This window comes from Novosphingobium sp. AAP93 (genome assembly GCF_001296055.1).
Taxonomy (GTDB): Bacteria; Pseudomonadota; Alphaproteobacteria; order Sphingomonadales; family Sphingomonadaceae; genus Novosphingobium.
The window spans coordinates 108,824-120,629 of the sequence record NZ_LJHZ01000028.1; the positions used below are offsets into that span (position 1 = coordinate 108,824).

An 11,806-nucleotide genomic window follows, 5' to 3' on the forward strand; every position below is an offset into this window, starting at 1 on the left:
AGCCTTCATCCGCGCGGCCCTCCGGCCACATAAAGCACCTGCCCTGTCATAAAGCCCGCTGCGCAGCGTCGATGAACGACAGCGAATGTGCACTGGCGCAGGCGAAACAAGCGCATCCACCGCTCGCGTGAAAGCTGAAAATCGCGCCGCCACAAGAATGGATGGCGGCGATGCGGGCGGCGTTGCGGGCGGCGATGCACCGCGTTGATCGCGCTGTCGCAGAATTCCTTGAGAGCATAACCGGTTCCAAAATAGGCACCGTCGGCCTTAATCACGAGCAGACGCGCCTTCTCGTCATGATCGAGATTGACTATCACCCGATCAAACTCGTCGCGAAGCTGAACCGTGATAGCATTGCCGGTGCGCGGCCGGTTCAAGGTGACAGTCGCGATGCCGTTCAGCTCTTTCGTCGTTCCGGGCCTCAAATTGCATCGCCGACATCCTCGATTGGTCTGATCTGCGGGGAGCATGGCTATCGGTCAAGGACGCGTTAGTCAACATAAGTGTTGAATTAACCAGAAACGCCCAGGAATCTGGCCCTGAACCAAACCCTGAAAGAGCAATATCAACGTATATGTTGATACTTTTTTCGCCGCATCGGTATCTGATTGTAGACGCCCGAAAACCAGATACACACCGCTGTTGATATTCTGATCGCAGGCGCCGGTCTCGCCGGGCTACGCGCCCTCCATTCAATCCGAGCGGCTGGCTTCTCGGTCGCCGTAATCGAGGCAAGCGATGATCTGGGCAGGGTCTCCAGCGCCCCCTCATTCGCGCCGATCGGGCCGAGATCAGGAAGTCGGAACAACGCCCCGTGGTTTTCGCAAACGTATCCGCGCGCGGCGCCGTCTGGCAGCTCGACGCGGAAACGCATGCCCCGATGCAACAGCAGGATCTGCCCGGGCGAAACGTCTAGGCGGCCCTGTTCCGTCGTGACCAGCAGGCGCTTGCGGCCCATCCCTTGATCGCCAAAGTCTCGTTCACGGCATCGACCGCAACCGGGAAGGCAATCGGCCATACTGCTGTCGAGAGCCTCAAGCGGTTCACGCTCGAAATGGGGGGGCAAGGCACCGCTGCTGGTCCTCGACGATGCCGATCTCGACGAGGCGGTGAAGGCGGCCGCGTTCGGCGCCTTCATGAACCAGGGCCAGATCTGCATGAGCACGGAGCAGATCATCGTGGTCGACGCGGTGGCCGATGCCTTTGCAGAGCGCTTTGCGGCAAAGGCGGCAACGCTGCTTGCCGGCGATCCGCGCGAAGGCAATACGCCGCTTGGCGCCGTGGTCGATCGGAAGACCATCGATCATGTCAACAGCCTGATCGACGATGCCGTAGCCAAGGGTGCCCGCGTGATCGCTGGCGGCAAGGGCACCAGCGTGGTGATGTCTGCAACCGTCGTCGACGGGGTGACGTCCGCCATGAACCTCTACCGCGACGAGAGCTTTGGTCCGGTGGTGGCGGTGATCCGGGCGCGTGATGCCAATCATGCGGTCGAACTCGCCAACGACACCCAGTACGGCCTGTCTGCCGCCGTGTTCACGAAGGACATCGCCAAGGGCCTGACCATTGCCCGGCGCATCCACTCGGGCATCTGCCACATCAACGGGCCGACGGTTCACGATGAAGCACAGATGCCCTTCGGCGGCGTCGGTGCTTCGGGCTATGGCCGCTTCGGCAGCAAGCAGGGCATCGACAGCTTCACGGAAACCCGCTGGGTCACGATCGAGACCCAGCCTGGCCACTTCCCGATCTGACCGGTCGATGCTGTCGCCATATCCAAACTGCTCGGACGCTTCTCAGTCCATCAGGGCGCGGAGTGCCGGGAGAAAATGGGGCCGGTGGCGCGCGGGAATGCGTGCCATCAGGTCGTCCTCGAACTTCTGCACCACGCAGCGAATTTCCGCCAGCATGTCGCGCCCGCGCGCGGTGAGCACGATGGCCTGCGATTTGCGGTCGATCGGCTCGCGTCGAATCAATCCGGCGGCATCGAGCCGATCCAGGATCGGCACCATGTTGGCCCGCTGGATTTCGAGGATCGTCCCGATTTCGCTTGATGTCATGCCGGTCTTTTCGCCGACGACCTGCAATACCGCCGAGTCCGAGATGCGCAGATCAAGGTCGGCCAGGCGTCCCGCGAGATCGGCCATCATGGCATTGGCCGCGCGGCGCAGCGCGTAGCCCGGTAATCCGGTAAGTCCCACGTGACTGGCAAGTATGGCTTGAGAGGGCTTCATCTGCACCTTTATTGCTATGTTTAATAGCATTTTTTCCTAGATTTATCATAAACATCGTACACAGAAATGAAAGGGAATGCCATGTCGGAACGTGCCGAAGCAGATACCGTGACCTGCGTTGTCGAAAATCGCATTGCATGGGTTTCGTTTGCGCGTCCCGGGAAGCGGAACTGCATGGGCCCCAAGCTCAACCGCCAGATGAAGCGCGTGATCGAAGATCTGGAATTCCGCGACGATGTCGGCGTCCTGGTGCTGACCGGCGAAGGCACGTCATGGTCCGCTGGCATGGACCTGAAGGAATACTTCCGCGAGAACGAGGAGAAGGGTCTCGGTGCGATCCGGGGCGCCCAGCGGGAAGCCTACAGCTGGTGGGAGCGCCTTCGCTGGTTCGAAAAGCCGACCATCGCGATGATCAATGGCTGGTGCTTCGGCGGTGCCTACGGTCCGCTCTTTGCCTGCGATCTGGCGGTCGCGGCAGAGGATGCCCAATTCGGGCTTTCGGAGATCAACTGGGGCATTCTGCCCGGTGGCGGCGCGAGCAAGGTCATTGCAGAGCTCACCGGTTTCCGGAACGCCATGTACCACGGCATGATGGGGGAGAACGTCGACGGGAAGAAGGCTGCCGAATGGGGCCTAGTCAACGAGGCGGTGCCGGCGGACCAGCTCAAGGCGCGCGTTACGGAAATCGCCAATGTGCTGCTTGGCAAGAACCCGCAGGCCCTGCGGGCCACCAAGTGGGCAATCAGCCGCGTGCGCGAAATGACCTACGACAACGCACAGGACTACCTGATCCGCACCCAGGAGGCGGCCAACTCGTTCGACAACGAAGGCCGCAAGGAAGCCACCCGGCAGTTCATCGACGAGAAGACCTTCAAGCCCGGCCTCGGCGCTTATGACCTGAAGCGTTCCGGCAAGGAATAGAGACGCTCGAAAAGCAAGCCAAGCGGCTCAAGCTTGACTGAGAACTGCCAAAGAATGGCTCCCGTTGCACGGCGAAAGGCGCGCAATGGGGGCCTTTTTCATGCAATGTCGGCGAGCACTCTTTCAACACCAGCCCTGAAAACGGCATAGGCCGCGTCGAGCCGGCTACTGCAATTTACATCGGCAACATGTACTTCGCACTCCCCGGTGTTCCTGGGGTGATGCAAAGTCAGGTCTTGGCGCGTTCCATGATCCAGTCAGCAGTGATCAGGGGCTGTGTGAGCGGAAACATATGCCCACCTTCGATCAGCTTGAGTTCGGCACCCTCAATCGCGGCAACGGTCGGCTGGCCGTGTACGGAAGGATCCAGCAGGAGGTCGCCTTTCGCGAACATGACCCCGACCGGGATCGACAGCTCGCCATAGCGTGCGGCAATGCCCGCCATCTCTCCGCGCGCCGCCTCGACATCGCCGCAAGCCGCGACGAATGCCTCGGGGCGCAGGGTCAGCGCCGCGCCGCCCCGCGTTTCGAAATCGACAGGGAAAGGTTCGGGGCCGAAAACCTGGGCATTCGCCGCATCTGCGCCGAGGCGCCCTCCGGGCGCTGCCAGCGTCCAGGCCAGCACCGAGCGTGCAATGGGCGACTTGAGATCAAGCGCCTTGAACACTTGCGGGATAGTCTCAATGGGCTGGGTGAGCGGTGCGAGCAGCGCAAGGCCGCCAATCTTGCCGGGATTATCAAGCGCCATCGCCAGAGCAATCGCACCACCAAGCGAATGTCCGACCACCAATGGCCGATCCAGCCCGAGCTGGTCCATCAGCTCGACAATCATCCTCGCCTGCGCAGCAAGACCACGCTGGCCGTCATCAAGGTAGGTCGAATATCCCGATCCCGGCCGATCGACCAGGATGAGCCGATGGTGCGGCGAGAGAAGTTCGCTCAAGGCATACGTGAAGTTGCGCAGCTGGCCGCCAAGACCGTGTACCAGCACGATCGGTGGTCCTTCCCCAACGGCGAGGTAGTGCAGACGAGCGCCCTTCACATCGGCGAACTGCCCATCGGGTGGCACCAGCTCTTCGGCGCGCTTGCCGTTCCATGCGGTGAACGCAGCCAGCCCTGCGGCTGCTGCAAGCGTTGCGGCGCCACCGCCCATGATGGCCTTGAGAATCCTCGCCATTGCTTCGCCATCCTACCAATTGCCGGGGGCAGGCTGCATCTCACACCTATGCCGTTTCGGCAATTTCAGATAGCGCCACGGCGTAGCATGAACGGGTCTTCACGCCGCAACTGCTGAATGGCTTGATCTGGTCGTCGGATGCCATGGTTGTCGAAAGCGCCCTCGCATGACTACAAATATGGGCCGGAGGTCGAATTGCATTTGGAGCTTGCTACAGCTGAGTGGTTCCCACTGCGGGACCCACATTAGCGCAGGAGACAAGGACTTTTCGAACGCTGCCTGCCGCTATGCCGACAAAGTCCGCTCGGATCAGGCATCTGATTTTGCGCGATAATTGCACAAACTTCCGGGCTCTGGAGTTGGGGGTATCGTACAAGGACGAGGGTAGCGAAAAGTACCCCCAGAATACCCCCATGGCCCGCTGGCTGCATGCGGACGAATGCAGTGCGTTGCAGACGGGTAACTCATCCAAATCCGCTGGATTCTCAAGCATTCCTGCCGATCGACCGGACGTCTGCGGCGCCATGCAGAACCATGCGGCCGTATATGGATGGTAGCGGAGGAGGGACTCGAACCCCCGACACGCGGATTATGATTCCGCTGCTCTAACCGGCTGAGCTACTCCGCCCCGAAGGGATTGCCGCGCGGGGTCAGGCAGGCTGGCCGGGCGGCGTGAGGGCGCCTATTAGGCGCGGCTTGGCGCGGGGTCAACCGGGGAAATAGGCCTTTTGCAGGGTCATTTCAGCGCGCCCGGCCGCGGAAGGCCCAGCGGCCTGCATCCTCCCATGGCCCGCCCAGCCAGCGGTGCATCGCAAGGCCTGCGAAGGTGAAACGTTCCGCGCGGAACGTGACGGCAAGCGCCGCTTGCAGCGCCTTGGCCTCCGCCCGCAGGACCTTGTTCTGCACGGTCACGTGGAGGCGCGGTTCGCCTTGATCCTGCAGCGTCAGCATGCCGTGAAAGCGTTCCGCGATCAGCGCGCGCAAGTCGAGCATGGCGGGGCTGTCGATGGCAAGGGCGGTCCCCGTTCCGAGGTCCATAACCCCGGCAAGTGTCGCCGGTACCGGCGGCATCTCGGCGGCAAGGCTCGCCAGCAGGCCGCGCGCCTCGGCCTCCAGCGAAGGCGGCAGCGCGCGCAGCAGCGTGACGTGCGCCGGCACCTGATTGCGCTCCGCCGGATAGTGCGCGCGGCGCAGGCCCTCGGCCCTGCCCTGAAGCGCTGCGGGCAGCACCGCCGTCACGACCAGCGGCGCCCGCATCATCGCGCCCTATAGCTCCCCGCGCGCACGGCGCAGCGCGAACCAGCGGGCGACGTTGGCATTGTGCTCTTGCAGCGTCGCGGAGAACACGTGGCCGCCCTTCCCGTCGGCCACCATGAAGAGCACGTTAGTCTTTGCCGGGTGCAGCACTGCCTCGATCGAGGCCTTGCCCGGATTGGTGATCGGCGCCTTGGGCAGGCCGACCATCGTGTAGGTATTGTAGGCGTTGACCGCCTGGATCTCCGACTGGCGGATGCGGCGCCCCAGCGGCTTGCCCTTGGTGATCGGGTAGATGATCGTCGGATCGGCCTGGAGCATCATCCCCTGCCGCAACCGGTTGGAATAGAGCCCCGCCACCATCCGCCGCTCGGACGGCTTGCCCGTCTCCTTCTCGACGATCGAGGCGAGGATCACGGCTTCTTCCGGGCTGCGCGCCACGGTATCGCTCGCGCGCTCGGCCCAGAGCTTCTCCAGCACGCGCGCCATCGCCTGCTGCATGCGCATGGCGACCGCGGTGCGGCTCTCGCCGCGCTGGAAAGCGTAGGTATCCGGGAGGACCGAGCCTTCCGCCAGCGTCGGCACCGCGCCAGTCAGCAGCGTGACCTTGGCGAGGCGCTCCTGCACCATGATCGAAGGCATGCCTTCGGGCACGGTGACCATGCGCCGTACCTCGCCGCCCTCGCCCTGCAGGATCGCCAGCACGGCCGAGCCGCTGGCATGCGCCGGGATCGAGTACTCACCCGCCTTCAGTGGCTCGCTCCCGCCCAGCAGACGCGCCCGCAGGCGGAACGTGCTGGCCGAGGCGACGATGCCTTCGGCCTCCAGCTTCTCCGCCACGCCGGCCAGCGTCGCACCATCGGGCACGGAGAATGTGGTCTCCTTGACCAGCGGGCCGCTGCCGTACCAGCCGTAGAGGAAGTGGACGCTCCACGCGCCCACCACCAGCAGCACGGCCAGCGCAATGATCCTGAGGCGGCCAGACTTTCGCATCGGACGCCGCCTCCTGCGCTGCGGGCTCAGATCGCCTTCACGATCACGCTGGCGTTGGTGCCGCCAAAGCCGAACGAGTTGTTGAGCGCCGCACGCACCACGCGCTTCTTGGCGACCTTGGGCACGAGATCGACGCCTTCGGTGCCTTCATCCGGGTTGTCGAGATTGAGCGTAGGCGGCACGATCTGGTCGCGGATCGCCAGCACGCAGAAGATCGCCTCGACCGCGCCGGCACCGCCGAGCAGGTGGCCGATGGCGGACTTCGTGCTGCTCATCGAAGCCCCCGAAAGATCGGGGCCCAGCACGCGCTTCACCGCGCCGAGCTCGATCGTGTCGGCCATCGTCGAGGTGCCATGGGCGTTCACGTAGTCGATGTCGCCCGGCTCCATCCCCGCCTTGCGCAGCGCCATGCGCATCGCCAGTTCCGCACCCTTGCCTTCGGGGTGCGGCGCGGTGACATGGTAGGCGTCGCCCGAGAGGCCATAGCCCACGACTTCGGCATAGATCTTCGCGCCGCGCGCCTTGGCGTGCTCGTATTCCTCGAGAACGAGGACACCCGCGCCCTCGCCCATCACGAAGCCGTCGCGGTCCTTGTCATAGGGGCGGCTCGCTTCTTCCGGACGGTCGTTGAAGCTGCAGTTGAGCGCGCGGGCCTGTGCGAAGCCGGCGACGCCGAGCGGGTTGATCGTGCTTTCCGAACCGCCCGCCAGCATCACATCGGCATCGCCGTCGCGGATCATGCGCGCCGCGTCGCCGATCGAGTGCGCGCCGGTCGAGCAAGCGGTGACGACGGCGTGGTTGGGGCCCATCAGGCCGTACTTGATCGAGACCTGGCCCGAGATCAGGTTGATCAAGCGGCCATGGACGAAGTGCGGGGAGACGCGGCCGGGGCCCTTCTCGTGCAGCACGATCGATTCGTGCTCGATCCCCGGCAGACCGCCGATGCCCGAACCGATCGAGCAGCCCGTGCGCATCTTGAGATCGTCGTCCATGTCGGCCAGGCCGGCGTCTTCGAGCGCCTGTCCGGCGGCATCGATGCCATAGACGATGAACGGATCGACCTGGCGCTGCACCTTGTGATCGACGCGCTTGTTCGCGTCGAAGCCCCACGGATGGTCAGCCGGTTTCACCTCGCAGGCAATCAGGCACTTCTGGCCCGTCGTATCGAAGCGGGTGATCCGCCCCGCGCCAGACTTGCCGGCGATAAGGTTGGCCCAGGTGGTTTCGACATCGCCGCCCAGCGGGGTGACGAGGCCAAGTCCGGTGATCACGACACGGCGCATTGCAGTCTCCGAAACGTCCGCCACGATATGGGCGGACGGACCTTTAAGCACAACAGGCCCAGACCCTTTCGGGGCCGAGCCTGTCGAAGCCCCGGCGGATCAAGGCCGGGGGACGACCGACGATCCCGTCATGCCCGCAAAATGCGCTCATAACGGGAAGGTTCGGACGGGTGGGCAATCCGAAAGGATCAGCCCTTGTTGTCGTCGATGTACTTGATCGCGTCCGACACGGTGGCGATCTTCTCGGCCGCGTCGTCGGGGATCTCGACACCGAATTCTTCTTCGAAGGCCATGACCAGCTCGACGATGTCGAGGCTGTCGGCACCGAGATCGTCGATGAAGCTCGCGTCTTCGGTGACCTTGTCGGCCTCTACCCCGAGGTGCTCGACAACGATCTTCTTCACGCGGTCGGCGGTATCGCTCATTCTTTTGCCCCTTCAAGGAACTGGGTTGGTATCATCAAATCCGGCCTTCGCCCTAATGTCCCGATTGCAGGCTGGCAAGTGGCCCAGTGCATAGGAGCCATGCAGACGAAGTGTGCGTTATGCGTGACGAGCCGTGAGACTTGTGGACAAACCGCGCGATTGCGCCACTTGCCCCAAGTCGCTCAGCCCTTCGAGGGTTCCACCGTGCGCAGATGAAGCTCGCGCAGCTGCGTGTTGGTCGCAGGCGAAGGCGCCCCCATCAGCAGGTCCTCGGCGCGCTGGTTCATCGGGAACAGCGTTATTTCGCGCAGGTTCTGCGCGCCGCAGACCAGCATGACGATGCGGTCCACGCCCGCCGCCATGCCGCCGTGCGGCGGAGCGCCATACTGGAAAGCGCGGTAGAGCCCGCCGAAGCGCTCCTCGACATCCGCCTTGGAAAGGCCGACCAGCTCGAACGCCTTGACCATCAGTTCCGGCGACTGGTTGCGGATCGAACCCGAGGCGATTTCGTAGCCGTTGCAAACGAGGTCGTACTGGAACGCCTTGATCGAAAGCGGGTCCTTGCTCGTCAGCGCGTCCATCCCGCCCTGCGGCATCGAGAACGGGTTGTGCGCGAACTCGACCTTCTTGGCGTCCTCGTCCCACTCGTAGAACGGGAAATCGACGATCCAGCACAGTTCGAACCGGTCCTTGTCGATCAGGCCAAGCTGCTCGGCAACACGCGTGCGGGCAGCACCCGCCAGCTTGGCAGCCTGCTCGGGCTTGCCCGCGGCAAAGAACAGACCATCGTCGGGCCCAAGGCCGAGCGCGACATAGAGCGCTTCCATGCCCTCCTGCCCGTGGTTCTTGGCAATCGGGCCGCCGAATTCGCCGCCCTTGCGGGTCACATAGCCGAGCCCCGCATGGCCTTCGCCGCGCGCCCATTCGTTCATGTCGTCGAAGAACTTGCGGCTCTTGTCCGCGGTCCCCGGCGCCGGGATCGCGCGCACCGTGCCGCCGCCCGCGACGATCTTCTCGAACAGGCCGAAGCCCGATGTGGTGAAGTGGCTCGCCACATCGCTGATGATCAGAGGATTGCGCAGATCCGGCTTGTCCGAGCCATACTTCAGCATGGCATCGTCATAGGCGATGCGCGGGAAGCTGCCCGAAGGCGTCACCGGCTTGCCGTTCGCGAACGTCTCGAACACGCCGCCGATCACCGGCTCCATCGTCTGCCACACTTCTTCCTGGGTGACGAAGCTCATCTCGAGATCGAGCTGGTAGAACTCGCCGGGCAGACGGTCGGCGCGCGGGTCCTCGTCGCGGAAGCACGGCGCGATCTGGAAGTAGCGGTCGAAGCCCGCCACCATCAGCAGCTGCTTGTACTGCTGCGGCGCCTGCGGCAGCGCATAGAACTTGCCGGCATGGATGCGGCTCGGCACGAGGAAGTCGCGCGCGCCTTCGGGGCTCGAGGCGGTGAGGATCGGCGTCGAATACTCGGTGAAGCCCGCATCTTCCATGCGGCGGCGCATGTCGCGGATCACCTTGGTCCTGATCATGATGTTGGCATGCAGCGTCTCGCGCCGCAGATCGAGGAAGCGATAGCGCAGGCGGATATCCTCGGGATAGTCCTGCTCGCCCGCCACCGGCATCGGCAGTTCTTCCGCCGCCGAAAGCACCGTCGCGCCGCGCGCATAGACTTCGATCTCGCCCGTCGCGAGCGCGGGGTTGATCGTGCTCGCGCTGCGGGCCTTCACTTCGCCGTCGATGGTGATCACGCTTTCTGTGCGCGCGGCCTCCAGAATGGCCAGTGCCGCACTGTCGCTGTCGGCCACGATCTGGGTGATCCCGTAGTGATCGCGCAAGTCGATGAACAGCACGCCGCCATGGTCGCGCTTGCGGTGCACCCAGCCCGACAGACGCACGTTCTGCCCGACATCCGCCTGTGCCAGCGCGCCGCAGGTGTGAGAACGATATGGATGCATGAGGATAGGTTCCAATTTGGCTGGCAAACCGGCCAGCATTCGGGCAGGGAATGGATGCGGCCAAGAGGCGATGGCCGCGAATTTGTCAAGCCGCAGGCCCCGGACGGGGTCACCACCAGCACCGGTCGGGCATGAGGGTCCGGCCCGGCGCGCATATAGAAAAGCACGATGAAGATACATCCGCTGATCACCACGACCCCGGCCCTCGCCGAGCTGTGCGAGCGCCTGTCCAAGGCCGATTTCATCACGGTCGATACCGAATTCATGCGCGAGAACACGTACTGGCCGGAACTGTGCCTGGTGCAGATTGCCGACGACAAGGAAGCCGCCGCGATCGACCCGCTGGCACCCGGTCTCGATCTCGCCCCGCTGCTTGAACTCCTCGTCGACAATGAGGACGTGCTCAAGGTTTTCCACGCCGGCGGGCAGGACGTGGAAATCATCTACAACCTAACCGGACGCACACCCCATCCGATCTTCGATACCCAGATCGCGATGATGGCGATCAGCCAGTCCGAGCAGATCGGCTATTCGAACCTCGTCGAAAGCTGGCTCGGCTTCAGCATCGACAAGGGTGCGCGCTTCACCGACTGGTCGCGCCGCCCGCTCACCGAACGGCAGATCGAGTATGCCATCGGCGACGTCACCCACCTCTCCAAGATCTTCCCGCGCATGCTCAAGCGGCTGATCAAGACCGGGCGCGGCGAATGGCTCGATGCTGAGATGGAAAAACTGGCCGATCCCGAGAACTACCGCTCGGATCCCGATGCGGTCTGGCAGAAGATCCGCGCGCCCAGCCGCAGCCCCGCCGTGCTCGGCCGCCTCAAGGCCATCGCCGCCTGGCGCGAGGTCGAGGCGATGGACAAGAATATCCCACGCGGCCGTATCATGCGTGACGAGACGCTGGCCGATCTCGCCAGCCATCCGCCGCGCGAACAGCACGAGCTCGCCAAGGTGCGCGGACTTTCGGCGGGGTGGAAAGACAACGACATCGGCAAGCGGCTGATGCAGGCCATCGCCGATGCCAAGCCGATGACCGACGCCGAACTGCCCCCGCGCGCCCCGCGCGGCGCGCCGCTGGGCAAGGAAGGCGCGCTGGTGGCCGATCTCCTCAAGCTCCTGCTCAAGATCCGCAGCCGCGAGATTGATATTGCGGCAAGGTTGCTGGCCCGCAGCGACGATCTGGAAGCGCTCGCCGCCGGGCAGCGCAAGGGCCTCCCCATCCTCGAAGGCTGGCGCTTCGAACAGTTCGGCCGCGATGCGCTGGAGCTCGTCGAAGGCAAGCTCGCCTTCGCAGTGGTCAAGGGCAAGCTCAAGATGGCGCATATCGACGATATCGCCGGAAACAACGACGAGCCACCCGCGCCCGCTGCAGACGATGACGACGGCTTCACGCCCCCTGCCGAGGCGGAAGAGCCGCCAGCCGACGACGCCTGATGAACAACCCCGAAGTCCCGTTCGTGTCGAGCGAAGTCTGATGACCCGACCAATCATCCCGTTTGTGTCGAGCGAAGTCGAGACACCTTGCGCGGCGCCAGGTGTCTCGACTTCGCTC

The 11,806-nt window shown here is 64.0% G+C and carries 10 protein-coding genes, 1 tRNA gene and 3 pseudogenes; 4 read left to right on the forward strand and 10 right to left on the reverse strand.

What is annotated here, in order from left to right; genetic code table 11:
* Positions 1-5: 5 nt before the first annotated feature.
* Positions 6-425, reverse strand: a complete 420-nt coding sequence (locus IP83_RS06230; RefSeq protein ID WP_197274296.1) for an enoyl-CoA hydratase-related protein — start codon at positions 423-425, stop codon at positions 6-8.
* Positions 426-653: 228 nt separating this feature from the next.
* On the opposite strand from IP83_RS06230, the pseudogene IP83_RS21105 reads away from it, so the two are divergent.
* Positions 654-710, forward strand: a pseudogene (locus IP83_RS21105) (hypothetical protein); the annotation flags it as partial.
* Between the two features lie 59 nt (positions 711-769).
* Here IP83_RS21105 and IP83_RS19530 read toward each other — a convergent pair.
* Positions 770-946: pseudogene (locus tag IP83_RS19530) on the reverse strand (homogentisate 1,2-dioxygenase); the annotation flags it as partial.
* On the opposite strand from IP83_RS19530, the pseudogene IP83_RS06235 reads away from it, so the two are divergent.
* Positions 947-1,754, forward strand: a pseudogene (locus IP83_RS06235) (aldehyde dehydrogenase family protein); the annotation flags it as partial.
* 42 nt (positions 1,755-1,796) lie between these two features.
* On the opposite strand, the gene IP83_RS06240 reads toward IP83_RS06235, so the two are convergent.
* The gene (locus tag IP83_RS06240; protein ID WP_231624932.1) at positions 1,797-2,234 is read right to left on the reverse strand and encodes a MarR family winged helix-turn-helix transcriptional regulator; all 438 of its coding nucleotides are present in this window, start codon (positions 2,232-2,234) and stop codon (positions 1,797-1,799) included.
* A gap of 81 nt (positions 2,235-2,315) precedes the next feature.
* Between IP83_RS06240 and IP83_RS06245 the strand changes: the two genes are divergently transcribed.
* Positions 2,316-3,155, forward strand: a complete 840-nt coding sequence (locus tag IP83_RS06245; protein ID WP_054121347.1) for a p-hydroxycinnamoyl CoA hydratase/lyase — start codon at positions 2,316-2,318, stop codon at positions 3,153-3,155.
* Between the two features lie 229 nt (positions 3,156-3,384).
* Here IP83_RS06245 and IP83_RS06250 read toward each other — a convergent pair whose 3' ends face one another.
* The 7 genes from IP83_RS06250 to aspS all read right to left on the reverse strand — a co-directional run bounded on the left by IP83_RS06250 (position 3,385) and on the right by aspS (position 10,251).
* On the reverse strand, positions 3,385-4,332 hold the full coding sequence (locus tag IP83_RS06250; RefSeq protein ID WP_231624930.1) for an alpha/beta fold hydrolase: 948 nt from the start codon (positions 4,330-4,332) through the stop codon (positions 3,385-3,387).
* Positions 4,333-4,883: 551 nt separating this feature from the next.
* Positions 4,884-4,960: transfer RNA gene (locus tag IP83_RS06255), tRNA-Met, on the reverse strand.
* Positions 4,961-5,073: 113 nt separating this feature from the next.
* The gene (locus tag IP83_RS06260; protein ID WP_054121348.1) at positions 5,074-5,592 is read right to left on the reverse strand and encodes a 2'-5' RNA ligase family protein; all 519 of its coding nucleotides are present in this window, start codon (positions 5,590-5,592) and stop codon (positions 5,074-5,076) included.
* 6 nt (positions 5,593-5,598) lie between these two features.
* A complete protein-coding gene (mltG, locus tag IP83_RS06265; RefSeq protein WP_054121349.1) occupies positions 5,599-6,579 on the reverse strand; it encodes an endolytic transglycosylase MltG in 981 nt (326 codons plus the stop codon).
* Positions 6,580-6,605: 26 nt separating this feature from the next.
* Complete coding sequence (fabF, locus tag IP83_RS06270) at positions 6,606-7,862, reverse strand: beta-ketoacyl-ACP synthase II (RefSeq protein WP_054121350.1); 1,257 nt, start codon at positions 7,860-7,862, stop codon at positions 6,606-6,608.
* A gap of 188 nt (positions 7,863-8,050) precedes the next feature.
* On the reverse strand, positions 8,051-8,287 hold the full coding sequence (locus tag IP83_RS06275) for an acyl carrier protein (protein ID WP_054121351.1): 237 nt from the start codon (positions 8,285-8,287) through the stop codon (positions 8,051-8,053).
* A 182-nt stretch (positions 8,288-8,469) separates the two neighbouring features.
* Entirely contained in the window at positions 8,470-10,251 is a 1,782-nt protein-coding gene (gene aspS, locus IP83_RS06280) for an aspartate--tRNA ligase (RefSeq protein ID WP_054121352.1), read from the reverse strand.
* A 168-nt stretch (positions 10,252-10,419) separates the two neighbouring features.
* On the opposite strand from aspS, the gene rnd reads away from it, so the two are divergent.
* Complete coding sequence (rnd, locus tag IP83_RS06285; RefSeq protein WP_054121353.1) at positions 10,420-11,688, forward strand: ribonuclease D; 1,269 nt, start codon at positions 10,420-10,422, stop codon at positions 11,686-11,688.
* Positions 11,689-11,806: the final 118 nt, after the last annotated feature.